Origin of the sequence: Leucobacter sp. OLIS6 (genome assembly GCF_002752355.1) — a bacterium.
In the GTDB taxonomy this organism is placed as follows: domain Bacteria; phylum Actinomycetota; class Actinomycetes; order Actinomycetales; family Microbacteriaceae; genus Leucobacter.
This window is the reverse complement of sequence record NZ_MRAV01000011.1, coordinates 506,294-525,142: the sequence shown is the minus strand read 5'-3', so window position 1 is coordinate 525,142 and position 18,849 is coordinate 506,294. Positions and strand designations below refer to the sequence as shown.

Annotated in this window: 17 protein-coding genes and 1 tRNA gene; 11 read left to right on the top strand and 7 right to left on the bottom strand. The window is 68.5% G+C overall.

Annotated features, from left to right (window positions below; genetic code table 11):
• Nucleotides 1-35: 35 nt before the first annotated feature.
• Nucleotides 36-569 (bottom strand): adenine phosphoribosyltransferase, encoded by a 534-nt coding sequence (locus BMH31_RS08875; protein WP_099722737.1) that lies wholly within the window; start codon nucleotides 567-569, stop codon nucleotides 36-38.
• Between the two features lie 178 nt (nucleotides 570-747).
• Here BMH31_RS08875 and BMH31_RS08870 point away from each other — a divergent pair.
• The 8 genes from BMH31_RS08870 (at nucleotide 748) to BMH31_RS08835 (ending at nucleotide 8,313) form a co-directional block, all read left to right on the top strand.
• Nucleotides 748-824, top strand: a tRNA-Arg gene (locus tag BMH31_RS08870).
• A gap of 124 nt (nucleotides 825-948) precedes the next feature.
• Complete coding sequence (locus tag BMH31_RS08865; RefSeq protein WP_099722736.1) at nucleotides 949-1,701, top strand: response regulator transcription factor; 753 nt, start codon at nucleotides 949-951, stop codon at nucleotides 1,699-1,701.
• The gene (locus BMH31_RS08860; protein ID WP_099722735.1) at nucleotides 1,698-3,209 is read left to right on the top strand and encodes a HAMP domain-containing sensor histidine kinase; all 1,512 of its coding nucleotides are present in this window, start codon (nucleotides 1,698-1,700) and stop codon (nucleotides 3,207-3,209) included. Before BMH31_RS08865 ends, BMH31_RS08860 begins: the two co-directional genes overlap by 4 nt.
• 219 nt (nucleotides 3,210-3,428) lie before the next feature.
• Complete coding sequence (locus BMH31_RS08855; protein ID WP_241898215.1) at nucleotides 3,429-4,340, top strand: phosphodiester glycosidase family protein; 912 nt, start codon at nucleotides 3,429-3,431, stop codon at nucleotides 4,338-4,340.
• Nucleotides 4,337-5,515, top strand: a complete 1,179-nt coding sequence (locus BMH31_RS08850) for a bifunctional glycosyltransferase family 2/GtrA family protein (RefSeq protein ID WP_099722733.1) — start codon at nucleotides 4,337-4,339, stop codon at nucleotides 5,513-5,515. Before BMH31_RS08855 ends, BMH31_RS08850 begins: the two co-directional genes overlap by 4 nt.
• Entirely contained in the window at nucleotides 5,512-6,165 is a 654-nt protein-coding gene (locus BMH31_RS08845; RefSeq protein WP_099722732.1) for a DUF4956 domain-containing protein, read from the top strand. The genes BMH31_RS08850 and BMH31_RS08845 overlap by 4 nt, the downstream gene beginning before the upstream one ends.
• Nucleotides 6,162-6,935, top strand: a complete 774-nt coding sequence (locus tag BMH31_RS08840) for a polyphosphate polymerase domain-containing protein (protein WP_099722731.1) — start codon at nucleotides 6,162-6,164, stop codon at nucleotides 6,933-6,935. Before BMH31_RS08845 ends, BMH31_RS08840 begins: the two co-directional genes overlap by 4 nt.
• A 10-nt stretch (nucleotides 6,936-6,945) precedes the next feature.
• Nucleotides 6,946-8,313, top strand: coding sequence for a carbohydrate-binding domain-containing protein (locus tag BMH31_RS08835; protein WP_099722730.1), 1,368 nt, complete (start codon nucleotides 6,946-6,948; stop codon nucleotides 8,311-8,313).
• Nucleotides 8,314-8,388: 75 nt separating this feature from the next.
• On the opposite strand, the gene BMH31_RS08830 is transcribed toward BMH31_RS08835, so the two are convergent.
• Nucleotides 8,389-9,402: an AsnC family transcriptional regulator gene (locus tag BMH31_RS08830; protein ID WP_158234922.1), complete on the bottom strand. Its 1,014-nt coding sequence runs from the start codon at nucleotides 9,400-9,402 to the stop codon at nucleotides 8,389-8,391.
• Nucleotides 9,403-9,600: 198 nt separating this feature from the next.
• Here BMH31_RS08830 and BMH31_RS15575 point away from each other — a divergent pair, with 198 nt between their 5' ends.
• Nucleotides 9,601-10,974 (top strand): hypothetical protein, encoded by a 1,374-nt coding sequence (locus BMH31_RS15575; RefSeq protein WP_199068083.1) that lies wholly within the window; start codon nucleotides 9,601-9,603, stop codon nucleotides 10,972-10,974.
• Nucleotides 10,971-12,155 carry an amidohydrolase gene (locus tag BMH31_RS15570; protein WP_199068086.1) on the top strand — a complete coding sequence of 395 codons (1,185 nt, stop codon included), beginning with the start codon at nucleotides 10,971-10,973 and terminating at the stop codon, nucleotides 12,153-12,155. The genes BMH31_RS15575 and BMH31_RS15570 overlap by 4 nt, the downstream gene beginning before the upstream one ends.
• A 51-nt stretch (nucleotides 12,156-12,206) precedes the next feature.
• On the opposite strand, the gene BMH31_RS08820 is transcribed toward BMH31_RS15570, so the two are convergent.
• Genes BMH31_RS08820 through BMH31_RS08800 form a run of 5 tightly spaced genes read right to left on the bottom strand, consistent with a single transcriptional unit; the run spans nucleotide 12,207 to nucleotide 17,873 of the window.
• A complete protein-coding gene (locus BMH31_RS08820; RefSeq protein WP_099722728.1) occupies nucleotides 12,207-13,022 on the bottom strand; it encodes an ABC transporter ATP-binding protein in 816 nt (271 codons plus the stop codon).
• Nucleotides 13,019-14,050, bottom strand: a complete 1,032-nt coding sequence (locus BMH31_RS08815; protein ID WP_099722758.1) for an iron chelate uptake ABC transporter family permease subunit — start codon at nucleotides 14,048-14,050, stop codon at nucleotides 13,019-13,021. Before BMH31_RS08815 ends, BMH31_RS08820 begins: the two co-directional genes overlap by 4 nt.
• A complete protein-coding gene (locus BMH31_RS08810) occupies nucleotides 14,047-15,105 on the bottom strand; it encodes an iron chelate uptake ABC transporter family permease subunit (protein ID WP_241898205.1) in 1,059 nt (352 codons plus the stop codon). Before BMH31_RS08810 ends, BMH31_RS08815 begins: the two co-directional genes overlap by 4 nt.
• Nucleotides 15,102-16,853, bottom strand: coding sequence for a siderophore-interacting protein (locus BMH31_RS08805; protein ID WP_099722726.1), 1,752 nt, complete (start codon nucleotides 16,851-16,853; stop codon nucleotides 15,102-15,104). Before BMH31_RS08805 ends, BMH31_RS08810 begins: the two co-directional genes overlap by 4 nt.
• 9 nt (nucleotides 16,854-16,862) lie before the next feature.
• Complete coding sequence (locus tag BMH31_RS08800; protein ID WP_099722725.1) at nucleotides 16,863-17,873, bottom strand: ABC transporter substrate-binding protein; 1,011 nt, start codon at nucleotides 17,871-17,873, stop codon at nucleotides 16,863-16,865.
• 145 nt (nucleotides 17,874-18,018) lie between these two features.
• Here BMH31_RS08800 and BMH31_RS08795 point away from each other — a divergent pair, with 145 nt between their 5' ends.
• Entirely contained in the window at nucleotides 18,019-18,783 is a 765-nt protein-coding gene (locus BMH31_RS08795; protein ID WP_099722724.1) for a helix-turn-helix domain-containing protein, read from the top strand.
• Nucleotides 18,784-18,849: the final 66 nt, after the last annotated feature.

The following is an 18,849-nucleotide window of genomic DNA, read 5'->3' as shown; positions in this document are numbered from 1 at the left end:
GCGCGCCCGTCTCGCGGGTCGCGGAACGGAGCCCCTCAGCCGCGGAACACCGTGTGCAGATGATCGTCGCCGACGACCGCCCGGCCGCCGAGTTCGTCGATCTCGAACAGCACCGCGGTGCCGATCACCTCGTAGCCGACGCGCGCCAGCAGGCGGCGTCCGGCCGCCAGCGTGCCACCCGTGGCCAGCACGTCGTCGACGAGCAGCACGCGGGTACCGCGCGGCAGGTCGTCATGCACCTCGATCGTGGCGGTGCCGTATTCGAGCGCGAAGTCCTCCGATGCCGCCGGCCGCGGCAGCTTGCCCGCTTTGCGCACCGGCACGAAACCGACGCCCTCGACCGCCGCGGCGGCCGTGCCGAGGATGAAGCCGCGGGCCTCGACCCCGGCGACCACGTCGAACTGACCGCGGAACGGCTCCACGAGCGCCGCGGCGGTCGCGTGCAGCGCCGGCCCGTCGGCCAGCAGGGGCGCGATATCGCGGAAGACGATGCCGGGCTTCGGGAAGCCCGGGACGTCACGGATCAGGGACTCGGCTCGCTGCAGATCGGCCGGAAGTTCGGTAGACACGGAGCAAGCGTAACCGCTGTCGCGACGGCGCGCAGCGCACCGGCCCGGGCGACCCACCGCAGGCGCTTTCGCGTGACCGCTCGCGGCGCCACCGAGCCGAACACGCCCGGGATCCTCGACCCGATTTCACATTCCCCGGGACTTCGGGTAATGTTTTCCGGGTTGAGAGATCAACAGTGCGCCCCTAGCTCAGCTGGATAGAGCATCTGACTACGGATCAGAAGGTCGGGGGTTCGAATCCCTCGGGGCGCGCCACTCACCAGAAACCCCCGTCGCGGAAGCGGCGGGGGTTTCTTCTTACCCCGCGCGCGCTTCGTCGACGCGTTCCCTCGCGGGACCGCGCACAGCTTCCGCTTAACTCCGCTCGAATACTGGGAGTATGAGCTGCGAGCAGTACCCCGACCCGGCGATCGACTGGGCGGTCCTCACGCGCGCCGACGGGTCGCCGATCCGGGCGGTCGTGGTCGACGACGAGGAGTCGCTCGTCGAGGTGATCTCGACCGCGCTCGGCTACGAAGGCTGGGACGTCAGCACCGCGAAGGATGGCCAGGAAGCGCTCAGCGTGATCCGTGAGGTCACGCCGGACATCGTGGTGCTCGACATCATGATGCCGCATATCGACGGCCTCCGAGTGGTGCAGCGACTGCACGCCGACGGCTTGTTCATGCCGATTCTTCTGCTGACCGCGAAGGACGCCGTATCCGACCGCGTCACCGGCCTCGGGATCGGAGGAGACGACTACCTCACGAAGCCCTTCAGTCTCGAAGAGCTCATCGCCCGCCTGCGCGCGCTGCTCCGCCGGTCGAACCTCACTCTCGTCTCGAGCGGTGCAGCGGAGCTCCGCGTGGGCGATCTCGTGCTCAACGAGGAGACGTTCGAGTGCAGTCGCGCGAACACTCCGATCAGTCTGACGGCCACCGAGTTCAAGCTGCTGAGCTTCCTCATGCACAATCCGTCGCACCTGATGAGCAAGGCGCAGCTCCTCAGCCGCGTCTGGAACGATGAGCTCGACGAGCGCAGCAACGTCGTCGAGCTCTACATCTCGTACCTCCGGAAGAAGATCAACCGGCTGGGTCCGCCGATGATCCACACGGTCCACGGCATGGGCTATGCCTTGAGGCCCGCGCAGTGACTCGGGCTCAGCCGCTCCGGCGCACCCTCGTGGTCGGGATCATCGTCCTCGTCACGGTGCTCACGGCCGCGGTCGGTACCTTCAGCACGATCGCGTTGAGGAACGACCTCATCGAACGCCTCGATACGCAGTTGGCCACCGCGACCGATCGCTCCTTCGACCAGTTCGCCCCGAACGGCAAGCCCCCCGGGAGTCGGGGCGCCCCGCCAGGCGCCGAAGTACTCGGAATGCCCGGGCAGCGCGAGGGAACCATCGCCGGCCTGTCCAGGAACGGCGAGGCCACCTCGGCGCAGGTGATCGCAAGCGACGGGAAGGTGCGGAACCTCACCGACGAGGAGCTCGCGGCGTTGAACGCGGGCTTCGAAGACGGGACCCCGAGAACGGTGGAGGTCAGCGGTCTCGGCAGCTACCGGATGATCATGCGCACCGCTCAGCAGGCCGGGGGCACGTCGAATACCGGGAGCAGCGCCCTCATCATGGGTCTCCCGCTCGCAGACACGAACGCGACGGTGCTTCAGCTCTCGCTCCTCATCGGAGCGGCGGGCCTCGCCGGCATCGTGCTCACCGCGTTCGCCGGCACGCTGTTCGTACGCGCAGCGCTGCGCCCGCTCGACCGGATCGCCGAGGCCGCGACGCAGGTCGCCGAGATCCCGCTGCACCAGGGGGACGTCGCGCTTCCCGTGCGTGTCGAACAGCGTGATGCACGGCCCGAGAGCGAGGTCGGCCAGGTCGGCCAGGCGTTGAACATCCTCCTTGACCATGTCTCCGGCGCGCTCTCCGCACGGCAGGAGAGCGAGGAGAAGCTCCGCCAGTTCGTGGCCGACGCAAGCCACGAGTTGCGCACCCCGATCGCCTCGATCCGCGGATACGCCGAGCTGACGCGCCGGTCTCCCGAGCAGCTGCCCGAGAGCGCGGTGCACACGCTCGGCAGGATCGAGTCGGAGTCGGTACGAATGACGAAGATCGTCGAGGACCTCCTGCTTCTCGCCCGTCTCGACGAAGGCACCGAAGTACGCACCGAACCGGTCAACCTCACGCAGCTCATCGTCGATGCCGTGAGCGACGCGAGCGCCGCCGGAGGCGACCACGAGTGGCTGCTCGACGTCCCGGAGACCGGGGTGACGATCACAGGCGATTCGATGCGTCTCCATCAGGTGCTCATGAATCTCCTGAACAACGCCCGCGTGCATACGCCCGCCGGAACCGTTGTGACCGCAGCCCTTCGTCTGGAGGCCGACACGACGATCGTGGAGATCCGCGACGACGGACCGGGAATCGACGAGGCCCTCGCTGCAGCGGTGTTCGAACGCTTCGTGCGCGGTGATGCGTCGCGTGCCAGGCACACCGGAGGCACCGGGCTCGGGCTCGCGATCGCCTCCGCCATCGTAGACGCGCACGACGGTGAACTCTCGCTCGAGAGCCGGCCGGGTGAGACCGTGTTCCGGATCCGCCTGCCGGCCGCGACGGCCCCCGGGCGCGTCCACGGCGAACAACCGGCTTCCCCATAACAGTCGCTTAGTCCCGTCCCGTTTCCTGGGGGCATGAACCCGCAGCATCGCTCCCACCCCGACTCCGAACCGACGCGAAATGAGAACGTTCCGGATGCCGCGGACGTCCCCACGGAGCCCCGACCCGATCCCCCGGCGTCCCGCAGCGCAGCGGACGCGGACCGTCAGCGTCGACGCAAGAACCGCCGCAGCGCGCTCCTCGCAGGAGGACTCGTCGTCATGCTCAGCATGGGCGGCGGTGCGGCCTGGGCCGTCGATCGCTTCCTCATCCCGAAGGTCGAGATCTCGGATGTCGCGAGCTACGAGGCGGCGAACGCAGGCACGGCCCGCTCGTCGACCACCGCGAACGCCGACGGCGCCGATGACACCGCGACCCTCGGCGACGACTCGTACACGAAGGGCGATACCTCGGTCGCCGTGAAGCAGGTGACGACCGGGTCGGGCGATGACACGGTCACCTACTACGTCGCCGACGTCACCCTCGGCGATGCGACGGAGCTCCGTTCCGCTTTCGCGAACAACCAGTTCGGTGAGAACATCACCGAGACGACGAGCGGGATCGCCGAAGACAACGGCGCCGTGTTCGCGATCAACGGCGACTACTACGGCTTCCGCGACACCGGCATCGTCATCCGGAACGGCGTCGTGTATCGCGACGAGCCCGCCCGCACCGGACTCGCGTTCTCCTCCGACGGCTCGGTGAAGATCTACGACGAGACCGGCACCGACGCCGACGAGCTTGTCGCCGACGGCGTGTGGAACACGCTGAGCTTCGGACCGGCACTCATCGAGGACAGCCAGATCCTCGACGGGATCGACGCCACGGAGGTCGACACGAACTTCGGCAACCATTCGATCCAGGGCGAACAGCCGCGAACCGCCGTCGGCGTGATCGATGACAACCACCTCGTGTTCGTGGTCGTCGATGGCCGGGACACCGGCTACAGCCGCGGCGTCACGATGACCGAACTCGCGAAGATCATGCAGAGCCTCGGCGCGACGACGGCGTACAACCTCGACGGCGGCGGCTCATCGACCATGTACTTCAACGGCGAGGTCATCAACCGCCCGTCGAACGGAGGAGAGCGCGGCACGAGCGACATCCTCTACATCGCAGGAGCGGAATCATGATCATCCTCATCCCCTCCTACGAGCCGAACGAGCAGCTCCCCGCGCTCGTCGGACGGCTCGTGCACGCCCTGTCCGAGCGGGGCGATTCGATGTCCCGGGTCCTCGTCGTGGATGACGGCTCCGGCGCCGGCTTCGCACCGCTCTTCGCCGAGTGCTCCCGCGCGGGTGCCGATGTCGTCGCACACTCCGAGAACCGGGGCAAGGGCGCGGCGCTCAAGACGGGCTTCCGTCGGGTGCTCGAGAGGTATCCGGGCCACGAGGTGGTGACCGCGGACGGCGACGGACAGCACGCCGTCGCCGACATCCTCGCGGTCGCCGACCGTGTCGGGGCAGAGCGGCAGAAGCGGCCGCAGACCATCGTGCTCGGCTGCCGGGACTTCTCCGGCGAGGTCCCGTTCCGCAGCCGGTTCGGCAACATGGCCTCTCGCGGTCTCTTCCGGCTCGCCGCCGGATGGTCGCTGAGCGATACCCAGACCGGGCTCCGCGGGTTTCCGCCGGAAGCGCTGCGATGGCTCCTCACCGTGAAAGGCGATCGCTTCGAGTACGAGCAGCGAACGCTGCTCGAGCTCCGCGGCGCCGGCCTCCGAGCCGAGGAGGTGCCGATCCGGACCGTGTATCTCGATGACAACGCGTCGAGCCACTTCAGACCGCTCCTCGATTCGATCCGGGTCCTCGCCCCGGTGCTCGCGTTCGCCGCATCCTCGTTCGCGTCGTTCCTCGTGGATGCCGCGGCGCTGTTCGTGTTCGATGCGCTCACGGGCATGCTCACCCTCTCGATCGTGCTCGCCCGGCTCCTGAGTTCGAGCGTGAACTTCTGGGTCAACCGCCGCGTCGTGTTCCTGCACCGCGGCCGCGATGGAGCGGCCCGGCAGGCGGTCTCCTACGCGCTGCTCGCGGGCGTCCTCCTGCTCTCGAACATCGCATGGATGTCGTACCTCACCGGGATCGGTGTCCCGCTCCTCGCCGCCAAGATCATCACCGAGCTCGTGCTCTTCATCATGAGCTACCGGGTGCAGCGCCGCACGGTCTTCCGCACCGAGCCTGAAGCCTCCGTACAGATTCCGCATAAGAACGGCTTAGACGTTCCGGATCTACTCGTAATCACGGGGACGACGGACCCCGTCCGCACGCTCGACACCCAGACCCGAAACCGAGACTTCAGGAGCGAATCTTGACCACGAACGGCCTCATCATCGCAGGCATCGACCTCGTCGCGGCGACGATCCTCGCGCTCGGCCTGTACTACCCGCGCCATCGCCGGCGCGACCTCGTCGTCGCCTTCATCGGAGTGAACGTCGGTGTCCTCGCAGTGACCTCGGTGCTCAGCACCGCCGAGATCGCCGCAGGTCTCGGCCTCGGCCTCTTCGGTGTCCTGTCGATCATCCGTCTGCGTTCATCGGAGATCTCGCAACGCGAGGTGGCCTACTACTTCGCGGCGCTCGCGATGGGCCTCATCGGGGGTCTCTCCTCGTCGGGCCCCCTCATTCCGGCCGCGCTCATCGGCTTGATCCTCCTCACCATGTGGATCGCTGACCACCCGGCGTTCCTCTCGCACGCCCGTCACCAGGTGGTGCGCCTCGATCGCGCGATCGCGAACGAGGACGAACTCCGCGACGAGCTCGGCCGTCGCCTCGGCGGAACCGTGCACCAGGTCACCGTGCAGCAACTCGATCTCGTGAACGATTCGGTGCTCGTGGACGTGCGTTACCGGGTCGCACGCAGCGGCGCGCACGGGCGCCCCGGCGTCCGTGCCGCACGGACCTCGCCGCAGGCACAGGGAGCACCCCGCGTCGCAGAGGCCGGCGAAGTCGGGCTCGTACGATGAACGGCCGCCTGGACCTCGACCGGTACCCGCGCGCCTCGCTCGATGAGGTCGTCTCGGAGGCTGCACTCCTCACCCGGATGGACCGCAAGTACCTCCTCCCCTTCGCGGAGGCTCGGGACGCGATCGAGGAAGGGACCCGGGGCGCCCGGATCCTGGAGATCTGCGGCCGGCGATCCTTCGCCTACGACTCGGTCTACTTCGACACCGAGGATCACCTGAGTTACCGGCTCACGGCCCAGCGCCGCCGCCGCCGGTTCAAGATCCGGACCCGCACCTACGTCGACACGGGCTCCGCCTACCTCGAGCTCAAGACGAAGAGCGGCCGCGGGAGCACCGTGAAGGAGCGGATGGAGTACCGGCCATCGCACCGAGAGGAACTCACGCGGGAGGGCCGAGATTTCCTCGCCTCGCTCCTCACCCAGCACGCGCACGATGCGGCCCTCGTCGACGACCTGCGCCCGTCGCTCATCAGCCAGTACGAGCGAACCACACTCCTCATGACCGACGGAAGCCGCGTCACCATCGACCAGAGGCTCCGTTGGCACGATCGAGACGACACCACGATCGCCCTCCCCGAGCACCTCATCATCGAGTCGAAGTCGCTCGGCAGCCCGAGCCGGCTCGATCGGGCCCTGTGGCGAGCCGGTCATCGCCCGAGCGGCATCAGCAAGTTCGGCACCGGCACCGCGGCGCTCCACCCGGAGCTGCCGAGCAACAAGTGGTCTCGCACGCTCAACGGCCCCTTCCGTACTTCCGCTCACATCGCCTAGGAGGCATCCCATGAAACGACGCATCATCCTTCCCGCCGCCCTCGTGCTCGCAGCCTCGCTGCTCGCCGGATGCTCCACCGCAGTGACCGAGGCGAGCGGCGCCTCGACCGCGAAGGCCGCCACCACCGGTGGCAGCAGCGCCGAAGCGCTGTCCGCCTTCACGGGTGATCTCAGCCCGGATGAGGTGCTCGCGGCCAACGCGGAATACACGACCGTCAACACCGACGAGTGGTCGGCCGACGACGCCGTCCGGGTGAAGCTCTCGGGCGACTCGGCGACCCTCGCGTCCGGTGCCTCGGGCGTCACGGCCGCAGACGGAACCGTCACCATCACCGAAGCCGGCGTGTACGAGCTCTCGGGCTCGCTCACCGGCGGCGTCGTCGTCGCGGCGCCCGAGGACGCGCAGGTCGTGCTGATCTTGAACGCCGCCGAGATCACGAACAGCGCAGGTCCGGCCATCGACGTGCAGACCGCTGACGACGTCGCCATCCATCTCGCCGACGGCACGAAGAACAGCGTCTCCGACGCCTCCAGCTATGCCGACGACGCCGAAGCGAACGCGGCGATCTCCGCGTCGAGCGATCTCACCATCAGCGGCGAGGGCGCGCTCACCGTCACCGCGAACGGCAACGACGGCATCACGAGCAAGGACGACCTCGTCGTCCTCTCGGGCGATATCGCCGTCACGGCCGCTGACGACGCGCTCCGCGGCAAGGACTCGCTCGTGGTCGAAGGCGGCGCGTTGCGTCTGACCGCGACCGGCGGCGATGGGTTGAAGAGCGATCAGGAGGACGACGGGACCAAGGGCTACATCCTCATCACTGACGGCGCCATCGACATCACCGCCGGCGATGACGGCATCCAGGGCCAGACCGACACCATCATCACGGGCGGCGAGATCACCGCTGCCGCGACGGGCGACGGCGTGAAGGCCGAGCAGATCGTCTCGATCGGCGGTGGCACGATCACGATCTCCGAGTCGGACGAAGGCATCGAGGCGATCAATGTCGCGATCTTCGACGGCACGCTCGACATCACCGCGGCCGACGACGGGATCAACGCCGCGGGCCTGAACACCGGCGGCGAGGACCGCGAGACGGACACCGGAGAACGCCTCGAAATCTCGGGCGGCACGATCACCGTGCACGCAGGCTTCGACGGCCTCGATTCGAACGGCACGATCACCGTGAGCAGTGGCACGCTCGACATCACGAGCGCCGACAACGGCGGCGACGCTCCCCTCGACGGCAACGGCGAGGTTTCGGTGACGGGTGCGACGATCACCGCGAACGGCTCGCCCTACGACGCCTCGCAGGCGAACGCGGGTCCCGGTGGCGGCGGGATGGGCGGTCCCGGTGGCGGTGCCCCCGGGCAGTAGGCCCCGTCCCTGGTCCGGGTCGCCGGAGGTTCCTCCGTCCGGCGACCCGTCGACTGCACCGCTCCGTTCCTCGGCTCAGCCGCTCACCAGCCTGAGCGGCTGCCGTCCGCGTCTCCTGCCGCGCTCGTCGAGCAGGACCCCCAGACGCTTCGTCGTCCGCAGCTCGGTGTGACGGCCGACGGTTCTCGTCCCCGGCGCGATCACGGCGACCTCTCGCTCGCAAGCCCGCAACTCCGTCCAGTCCTGAACCCACAGGGTGACGAGCAGGTTCGCTCGCCCGATCACCTCGACGCACACCCGGCAGTCGTTGCGCTTGCCGAACCAACGTCCGATGTCGTCCAACTGCGGCGCAGGCACGTCGAGCAGCAGGGTCACCCCGTGCCGCCCCTGCCGGAGCGCCGCCGCCGCATCGCAGCGCAGCGAGAACGCCCCAGACGCCAGCATGGCCTCGGCCCTGCGTCGAGCGGTCGCTGCGGCCACACCGCTTCGAGCCCCGACCTCTGCCCAGCTCATCCGACCGTCCTCGCCGAGCGCGGCGATGATGGACGCATCAATGCCGTCGAATGCCGCCCCTCTGCTCCGAGCTGAGCTCTGCTCGTGGATCCGTCGGGCCTTCAGCGGTTCGAGCGCCCCCGCGCGCCACCAGTTCGCTTCACGGTGCATGCGCGTCGCGACCAGCACCTCGCGGCGGTTCGTATCCGCTCCGAGGAGGTCACCGGCCGTCAGCAGCTGCGTCAGTTCCTCCGCGGTGGGGGCATGGCAGTCGATGAGCAGATCGCTCGACCCCGCGAGTTGCGAGACCGTTGAGAACATGGGCTCCGAAGCGAGGCGGGACATGACCGCGGAGATCCGCCCAGGTACGACGTCCAGTAGGAGGAACGCCGTCGCCCCGATATCCAGATGGCGTGTCCCGGGCGACGTCGTCACCCATGCGAGGCCCGCGGAAACCAGGCTCTGCCACCGGCGTGACAGCGTGGACGGTGCGACGTCGAGAATGCCCGCGAGGCGCTGCCAGCTCACCCGCGGATCGATCTGCAGCGCATTGATCAGTTCGAGGTCGAACTCCGATAGTTCGTCAGTATCTTGCACGGATCGCAACTTCGATTCAGAATCATGCACATTCTGAGCGTATCTGCACTTCGCTTCCTATCCTGATCCTGCTTCGCAGCGTTGCGTCGCGCCGCAACGCTGCGGCTGAGTTCCAACAGAGGACACCACATGATCAGGCACATCCCTCCCGGCCCGAGACCGTCTCGCACCCCATCCGCGGTCCTGGTCATCCTGGCCATGGCGGTCGTCGAGATGCTCAGCGGGGTCACGCAGGGCTACCTGCCTCCGCTGCTCCCCGCCCTCGGACCGGTGATCGGTATCGACGATCCCGGGATCAACGGCCTCTTCCTCATCTCCAACGTCTCGTTCGCAGTGATGACACCGATCGTCTCGCGGCTCGGCGACAGCTACGGCTATCGATTGGTGCTGCGCTGGTCGACCGTCGCGGTGACGGCGGGGGCGCTGGCGATGGCCTGGGCTCCGTCGCTCGCGACCATCACCGTCGGCGTGGTGCTGCTCACCTGCGTGGTCGGATTCATCCCGCTCATGATGGGGATCCTGCGCACGACCAGCCCGGCCCACACCCGCAAGGGCGTCAGCGTGATGATCGGCGTACTGATGATCACGGTCGGGTTCGGCGGGCTCATCGCGGGTCTCATCGGTGCCGAGGATCCGCTGCGAGGATTCTGGATCGCGGTTCCGATCGCGGCGCTCGCGCTCGCGGCGACGTTCGTACTGCCCGACGCCGGAACCCCGACGCGCCAGCCGCTCGCGATCATGCCGCTCGCGCTGTGCTCGTTCGGTCTGATCGGTTTCGTGGTCGCCCTCGCGATGGGCCCGGAATGGGGCTGGTTCGATGTCCGCACGCTCGGCATCGGGTTGCTCGGACTTGCATTCCTGGCGATCTGGGTGCGGGTCGACAGCCGGAAGACGAAGAAGCGCCGGACCTTCCTCGATCTGCAGATGCTGCAGATCCCGCAGATCAGGTCCATCACCCTGTCGACCTTCTTCTTCGGCTTCGCGACGATCAGCTACTTCGGCACGAACGGGATCTTCCTGCATGCCGACCCGGCCGAGGTCGGGTACGGGTTCGCGCTGTCGCCGTTCGGCGTCGCCCTCGTCCTCGCGCTCACGTCGATCGCCTCCTTCGCCTCTTCCCTGTCCACGATGCGGCTCATGTCGCTCTTCGGGGAGCGCGCCGTGCTGCTCGCCGCCGGCGCGATTCTGGGAGCCGGCTTCCTGACCATGGCGTTCGGGCACTCCAGTTTCACGATGTACTGCGCGGGTTTCACGCTGTTCAGCATCGCCCTCGGGATGTACCAGGCGGCCACTCGCGCGCTCTCCGTGGAAGGAGTCCCCATCCATCAGACGTCTTCGGCCGCGGGTCTCAACGAACTCGCACTGTCGGTCGGCATCGCGATCGGGGCCGCGACGATCCGCATGATCTCCGCGGCGTCCGTGACCGACGCCGGCAAGATATCGGAAACCGGTCTGTGGTCCATCTGGGCCGTCATGACGGCCTCGGCGGTAGTCGCAGGGCTCGCCGGGGTCCGCTATCGGAAGCCTGCCTACGAGGTGAGCCCGACCGGGACGATTGGAGTGACGGAGTGAGCGCGCCGCTCGATCCCGGAACCGGAGCACGGATCGCAGAGTCTCTCGAGCGCTGGTCGCCCCGATTGCTGGAGCTCAGCCATGCGCTGCACCAGGATCCGGAGCTCGGCGGCGAAGAGCACCGCGCACGCGGACGCATCCAGCAATTGCTCACCGCTGCGGGGTTCGTATGCGGCTCGCGGCAGCCGAGTGCACCGACCGCTCTTTCCGCGAGGTTCGGAGACGGAGAACTGGTCGTCGCCTGCTGCATCGAGGTCGACGCCCTCCCCGGCATCGGCCATGCGTGCGGGCACAACGTCAACGCCGCATCGACGCTCGGCGCCGCTCTGGCGCTCGCCGAGATCGCGGAGGAGGCCGGGCTGACCGTACTGGCGCTCGTCACTCCGGCCGAGGAGACCCGCGGAGGGAAGATCGACCTCATCCGGGAGGGCTCCTTCGATGGCGTCCATTTCGCCATGATGGCGCACGCTTCGGGTGAGGACTCCGTGGGGAATTCCTCCCTCGCGATGACCATGTGGTCCTTCGAGTACGTCGGGCGGGCTGCGCACAGCGCCGCCGCTCCCGATGAGGGGATCAATGCGTTGGACGCGGCGGTCGTCGCCCAGACCGCGATCGCGCTCGCCAGGCAGCAGCTCCCCCGAGGCGCTATCGTCTCGATCGTCATCGACGAGGGCGGATCAGCGGTGAACGTCATCCCCGGGCGCACTCGCGGACGAGTCGAGATGCGCGCCCCGACCCGAGATGCGCTCGAGGTCATCACGGCGCGAATCCGGAAGTGCCTGGAAGCCGGAGCGCTCGCGACCGGCTGCTCCCTGAGCACTTTCGAACCCGGGAACAGCTTCTCGCACCTCGAGCAGGATGCCCGCCTCTGCGCCGCTTACCGAGCGGCGATGGAACTGCGGGGCCGCACCGTACCCCAGGCGAGCGCCCCGATCGCATCGACCGACTTCGGGGACGTCTCGCTCCTCGTCCCGAGCCTGCATCCCATGATCGGGTACGACGTCGGCGGCGCCGCTCATCACACCGCGGAGTTCGCAGCTCACGGCGCCTCTCCGTCGGCGGACCGAGCGGTGCTCGATGCCGCCTTCGGTCTCGCTGCGACCGCAGCGACCGCAGCGATGGATCCCGAGCAACGGGCACGATTGATCGGGGGTGGACGCGAAGGCGCTGCTGCGGCCTGAGGCGCCCGCACGCTTCAGGCGGAGACGGGGCGGCCACCCGCGCAGCGGAGATCATCGCCCCCGTCGGACCCCGCGGGGCAGGACGACCGGGGCCCCGGTTTCCGGGTCGGGGATCACCTGCGCATCGAGGTCGAAGACCTCACGGACCAGCTCCGCGGTGACGATCTCGCGCGGAGGTCCCTCCGCGACGATCTGCCCGTCCCGCATGGCGATGAGATGCGTCGCATAGCGTCCGGCCATCGCGAGCTCGTGCAGCACGGCGACGACCGTGCGCCCGGCATCCTGCAGGTCCACTGCGAGTTCGAGCACATCGACCTGGTGCGTGATGTCGAGGAAGGTCGTCGGTTCGTCCAGCAGCAGTACGTCGGTCTCCTGCGCGAGCGCCAGCGCGATCCAGGCCCGCTGTCGCTGCCCCCCGGACAGTTCTTCCAGATGGCGCTCGGCGAGTTCCGAGACGCCGGCAGCGGCGAGCGCCGCGGCGACCGCGCGCTCGTCCTCCCGGGACCACTGGCTCAGCACGCTCTGATGCGCGTAACGGCCGCGGCTCACGAGGTCCTCGACCGTGATGCCCTCGGGGCTGATCGGAGACTGCGGCAGCAACGCGATCCGCCTGGCCAGTTCTCGGGTCGAGAACTCGCGGATGTCCGTACCGTCGAGGAGCACCGCGCCCGATCGCGCCGGCAGCAGGCGCGCCAGTGCGCGCAGCAGCGTCGATTTGCCGCAGGCGTTGGGGCCGATGATCGCGGTGAACGAACCTCCGGGAATCCGAACATCCAGATCAGTCAACAGCGGATTCCTCCCGTACCCCGCGGTGAGCCCCTCGGCGCGCAGACCGAACGGCCCGGCGGCCCCGCCCGCTTCGTTCATGTTCGATTCCCTTCCCGGATCAGGAGCCAGACGAGGTAGAGGCCTCCGATCACCACGGTCACGCCGCCGACCGGCAGGCTCACCCCGGCCAGCAGGTGCTGGGCCGCCAGGTCGGCTGCACCCAGCAGCGCCGCGCCGACGAGCGCCGAGAGGATCAGGCCGGCGCGCTGCCCGTGTGCGGTGAGTCTCTTCGCGATCTGCGGTGCGGCGAGCGCGATGAACGAGATCGGTCCGGTGATCGCGGTGACCAGTGCGGTGAACCCGACCCCCGCGAGCACCAGCATCGCTTTTGCGCTCTCCGTTCGCAGTCCGAGAGATGCTGCGGCGTCCTCTCCGAGTTCGAGCTGCGGAAGCACACGAGCCACGAACGGGAGGGAGCAGAAGAGGACCGCAGCGACGATCGATGCGCCGCCGAGTTGCTCCCAGGTCATGCCCGCGAGCGTGCCGGCGTCCCAGATCGCCGCACGGAGTGCGGCGTCCAGGTCTGCCTTCACGCTGAACCAGCTCGTCAGCGCCCTGAGCATGGCGCCGAGCGCGATTCCGACCACGATGAAGCGGAACCCGTGCATGCCTCTTCTGAACGCCAGCACGTAGACGAGCGCTGCAGCGCCGAGTCCGCCCGCGACCGCCCCGAGTGCCATGGTGAGCAGACCCGACCCGCCGGCCATCAGCACGACCACGACGCCCGCGTACGATCCCGCACCCAGCCCGATGATGTCCGGGCTCCCCAGAGGATTGCGCGTCAGGGTCTGGAAGATCGCGCCGCCGATCGCCAGGCAGGCTCCGAATAGGAGGGCCGCGATCGCACGGGCCCCCCGCCACTCGAACACGAGACGCTCCGAACCGGATGCGTCCGGGGCGAGCGCGTGCAGGATCGAGTTCGGCTGGATTCCGCCGTCCCCGATCGTCAACGCGAGGAAGACCGTGGCGAGCGCCGCAGCGAGCACGGCGCCTCCGCTCAGCGCGTGGCGTTCGCGGAACCGGACGCTCACCTCGCCGATGCGCAGCACGAGCGTGCGGTTCCTCACCACACCACCTTCTTCGACGATCGCACGAGCGCGATCAGCACCGGCCCTCCGACCAACGCGGTCACCACACCGAGCTGGAGCTCCGCGGGCCAGACCATGAGCCGCCCCAGGACGTCGGACACGAGGACGAGAGCCGGTGCCAGCACGAGGGCGTAGGCGAAGATCCACCGCTGGTCCGGACCGGTGATGCGGCGCACCGCATGGGGAATCATCAACCCGACGAACGCGATCGGGCCCGCCGCAGCGGTCGCTGCGCCGCAGAGCAGCAGGATCGCGATGAATCCTGCGCCTCGCGTCGCCCCGATCCGGACGCCGACCGACCTCGCGACGTCATCGCCGAGTGCGAGCGCGTTGAGGGCCCGGGCAAGGAGCAGCGCGACGGCCGTTCCGGTCGCGATGAACGGCAGGATCGTCGTCAGCGTTCCGTCCGGACGGTCGGTGATCGAGCCGACCCCCCAGAACCGCATTCGATCGAACGTGCGGGGATCGATGAGCGTGAGCAGCGTCGATGCCCCCAGGAACACCGAGCTCAAGGCCATCCCCACGAGCGTGAGGCGCACCGGTGTCGCCCCGGTCCGCCCGCGCGAGGCGATCGCGAACACTAGGATCGACGCGACGCCCGCGCCCGCGAACGCCCACCAGATGTAGTCGCCGATGTGCACGAGTCCGAAGGCGGCCACGCCGATCGAGACCGCCAGCGAGGCCCCTGCATTGACGCCGAGCAGTCCGGGGTCGGCGAGCGGATTGCGGGAGACGGCTTGCATGAGCGCGCCGGCCAGGCCGAGCGCTACGCCGACGGCGATCCCGAGCAGCGTCCGAGGAACCCGGACATCCGTGACGGTGATCTGGGAGATCGATCCGTTCGGAGACACGAGAGCGCTCAGCACTGCGCCGGGAGACAGCAGCGCGGAACCGATCATGACGCTCGCGAGCGCAGCAGCGAGGAGGACGACCGCCGAAACGGCCAATCCCGCGGCGCGCGCAAGCCCGGAGAAACCGGCCCGACGCCGATTCCGGCTGGCCGATGCTCCGAGAAGCGCAGTGGTCGCGGTCACGAGCCGCGGGGAATCCGTGCGGACGACGCCCCCGGCCCGGCGGTGAACGCCAGGCACGACACGCCCCACCCGAGCTCGGTCGTGCCGGCAGCCGTCCAACCGCATTCTGCGGCGAGCTCGATCAACCGCTCCGCGCTGCGCGTCGGTGCACCCGTCGTCGCCAGGCGCAGGAGCTCATGCTCCGACGTCCGCGGGTCGAGCGCGTCTGCCCGGGTCGATTCGATCAGCAGCATCGATGCGACGGGGATCTCCCCGGAGAGGTACGCTCGCGCCTCCGCGTCGGTGAGGTGGGCGAGCGCGTGAGCATGGACCTCCGTGTCCGCTCCCTGCTCCACCACCCGGCAAGCGGATCCCTCACCACCCTTCCGGAGCGCATCCCCGACCACGGCCGCTCCCGGACCGCGCACCGCGACGGCGGCCTTCTCACCCCACGGCCGAGCCGCAAGCAGGGCCGGCATGAGGTAGGCGAGCCCCTCGGCTCGCTCGAGCAGTTCATCGTGCAGTTCGGCGTCGGTCGCCGCCTGGGCGATGACGGACGCGCCGTTCGTCCGTTCCCAGGCCGTGCCGCCGTCGCGCAGGGCCTCCGGGAGATTCTGGAGCGCCAGGATCTGCGAGGCCTCGAAGCCGTCGAACGCCTCCCGTGCGTGGTCGTCCGAGAGCAGTTGCATACCTCGTCCGCTGATCCGAAGACGCTGTCCCTCCACCACCAGATAGGCGCGATCCGCGAGCACGGCGACAAGCGGATCGAGTTCAGCGCGCTTCAGACCGATCCGTGTCGCGAGCGACGACGCCGGCAGCGGCCGCGGTTCGAGCGCCTCGAACAGGTGCAGCTGCAGGGCGGCACGTACGGCGAACCACGCCACCGGGGAGTCGGCCGGGGCCGCCGCGCCGGCCACTTGCTTCTCCGAGGGCGCGGCTTTCGGATCGGACGGATCGCGCGCGGGGACGCGAGCATGCCAGTAGCCCGTGATGTCGAGATGCGAACGGGGGATGCCGTGTTCCCGGGTGAGCGCACGCCGGAGCGGGAGCAGCGCCTGCGACTCCGCAGCCGCCCAGACGTAGGGGTGGGTCGCGGAGTCCATCGCCCCCGATTCCGCCACCGCCCGCGCCAAGGCTCGGGCGTCTCCGGGCTCCGCGACCACCCAGGTGATCCGGTCCTCGGGCCGCAACGCGAGCTCCTGTCTGGCGCTCTCGTCCGCAACCGTGATGATCGCGTGGACGGGCGCGGAAACGGGTCGTTCCTCGAAGCACCGCCCGATCGCTGGCAGCGCCGTCTCGTCGCCGATCAGGATCAGACGGTCGATGTCGTCCGGAAGGACGGTGGAGGATTTCGGGCCCACCGTCCAGAGCACGTCACCGGGCTTCGCGGCACCCGCCCACGCTTCTGCGGGGCCGGCTTCAACGGGCCCCGAATGCACCACGAAATCCAGGTCGATCTCACCGTCTCCGACGCGACGCGGGGTGTAGTCGCGCCCCTCGCGAGCCGCGGCGATCGGCCACTCGATGCCGTGGGCGAGCTGCTTCGGGAGGACCGCTTCCACGGGCCCGTCCGTCGAGAAGAGCAGTTTGACGTGATCGTCGAACATCGGGCTGGCGAAGGGCGGGTGCCGGAGTCCGTCCCGTTCAAAACCGCCCACCTGCGCTCCGCCGAGAGTCACCCGACGCATGCGCGGCGTGATGTCGACCACGCGGACCACGGTCAGACGACGCAGCACGAGAGGATGCGGTGTGAACCGCCGAATCGCCACGCGCCGACCCTACTTCGCGAACTGCTTCTGGATGAGGTCGAGGAGCGCCATCGACTCGTCGAAGTCGGCACGCTGGGCCCAGTAGGGGAACTGGTACGCCTGATTCTTCGTGAACGCCGGCAGCGCTGCGTAGACGGGGTTGCCACGGAGCGTCTTGAGGTCGACCGTCTCGGCGTTGAAGCCGAAGACGAAGACCGATTCCTGGGTCAGGAGCTGACCGGCCTGCTCGGTCGAGATCTCGAACGAATCTCCACCGGCGGTGTACGGCTTGAAGTCCCCGGTCGCGAACAGCGGGGCGGGGCGGAAGCCGAGATCGCTGAAGACCCGGGGCAGACCGCGGTCCTCGATGAGCACGTACGGGCGCTGGTCCGCGGTGAAGCTCAGGAACACCGACTCCCCCGCAGGAGGAGCGATCGAATCACGCACCTTCTTCGCCTTCGCCTCGTAGCGGGCGAGCGCGTCCTGATAGACCTTCGGCTTTCCGAACACATCTCCGGCGAGGAACTCGTACTGCTGCTGCCATTCGGTCAGCTTGCCCGAGACGATCACGGTCGGAGCGATCTCGCTGAGCTGCTTGTACTGTTTCGTGGCGAGCATGAGCGGGTAGCCGAGCCCGCCGGCGATGATGAGGTCGGGCTTCATCGCCAGGATCTCCTGCAGGTCGAAGCCCTCAGGACTCCAGGACACGAATTCCGTCCCCTGAGCGCGGGCATCCTTCTCCCAGAACTCGGAGTAGGACGCATCGGTGTTCGTCGCCTCGGAGGTCACGCCGGCGACGGGCGCGTCCAGATCGTAGAGATATCCGGCGAGCGCATAGTTCAAGAGGACGACCTTCTTCGGCTTCGCGGGAATGGTGACGTCCCCCTGGTCCGTTTTCACGACGCGCGTGCCCGCTTCGACGCTCGCACTCGGGCTCTGGCCGGAGGCCGAGTCCGAGGGAGCCGCGCATCCGCTGAGGCCGACGCCGGATACGAGCAGGGCCACGACGAGCGCGGAAAGTGAGAAAGGACGTGAGCGCATGTTCACCTCTCCGGGGACGGTGCTCTGGCAGCACCGGATGGAAATTTGGTAAGGGTAGCCTAAGCTTGCTTTTCGCGGCCGAAACTCCCGAGGCGACGCGACCTCGAGACCCACACGACATTCGGCGGCTACACGGAGGGAGCTCATGACCGTGTCGACGCTGCGATTGCAGCATCTGGAGCCCGAGAACGTGATCCGGTTCCTCGGACACCCGATGCACACCCACGATGTGCCCCATCTGATTTACGTGGCCACCGGTGTCGCCCACCTTGTGGTCAACGATGCTCCGATGACGTTGCGGGCTCGGGAGTCGGTATGGCTCGCGTCAGGCGTGCCCCATTCCGCGCGTTACGAGCACGGAAGCCTCGTCCTGGGCCCCTTCCTGAACGTCTCCGATTCTCCGCCGATCTCGGTACTGAAACTCGGGGTCGTCCCCGAGATCGCTGCGGTCATGACGACGGTCCTCGGAGTCGCCCCGCACTCCAGCGCGCAGGTCGCCGTGCTGCGCGATGCGATCGGGAACGTCCTCCGAGGCGTCAGCTCCACCTATTTCGCGCTGAAGACCCCCTCACATCCCGCTGTAGCTCCCATCGCACGAGCCGCAGTGCGTTCGACCCGGACTCTCGCCGAGCTCGCCAGCGAGCAGGGGCTGAGCGTGCGGCACGTCCAACGCGTATTCCAGGACGAGACGGGCATGCCGTTCCAACGATGGCGGGCTCTCGCACGACTGAACGTCGCGATCGCCGGAATGCGCGGCGGCCAGTCCGTCGGCCAGGTCGCTCGGACCGCCGGATACCGAACCCGTTCCGGCCTGGTGAAAGCGCTTGAGCGGGAAGTGCCCGCCGATGACATCGCCGGGCTCCTCGGCCGGGCGAAGCGCCCCACCGGCCCTTCGCCGTCGAGAGGATGACGCCGACCGCTTCGCTCACCCAGGGCCGGCAACGACGGTCGGCGGCGGTGCGTGCAGTCGGGGAAT

Bases quoted from the DNA above. Each gene is read 5' to 3' on its own strand.
- BMH31_RS08865 (WP_099722736.1), top strand. From the start codon at position 949: ATGAGCTGCGAGCAGTACCCCGACCCGGCGATCGACTGGGCGGTCCTC.
- BMH31_RS08855 (WP_241898215.1), top strand. From the start codon at position 3,429: ATGCTCAGCATGGGCGGCGGTGCGGCCTGGGCCGTCGATCGCTTCCTC.
- BMH31_RS08850 (WP_099722733.1), top strand. From the start codon at position 4,337: ATGATCATCCTCATCCCCTCCTACGAGCCGAACGAGCAGCTCCCCGCG.
- BMH31_RS08840 (WP_099722731.1), top strand. From the start codon at position 6,162: ATGAACGGCCGCCTGGACCTCGACCGGTACCCGCGCGCCTCGCTCGAT.
- BMH31_RS08835 (WP_099722730.1), top strand. From the start codon at position 6,946: ATGAAACGACGCATCATCCTTCCCGCCGCCCTCGTGCTCGCAGCCTCG.
- BMH31_RS15575 (WP_199068083.1), top strand. From the start codon at position 9,601: ATGGCGGTCGTCGAGATGCTCAGCGGGGTCACGCAGGGCTACCTGCCT.
- BMH31_RS08820 (WP_099722728.1), bottom strand. From the start codon at position 13,022: ATGAACGAAGCGGGCGGGGCCGCCGGGCCGTTCGGTCTGCGCGCCGAG.
- BMH31_RS08800 (WP_099722725.1), bottom strand. From the start codon at position 17,873: ATGCGCTCACGTCCTTTCTCACTTTCCGCGCTCGTCGTGGCCCTGCTC.
- BMH31_RS08795 (WP_099722724.1), top strand. From the start codon at position 18,019: ATGACCGTGTCGACGCTGCGATTGCAGCATCTGGAGCCCGAGAACGTG.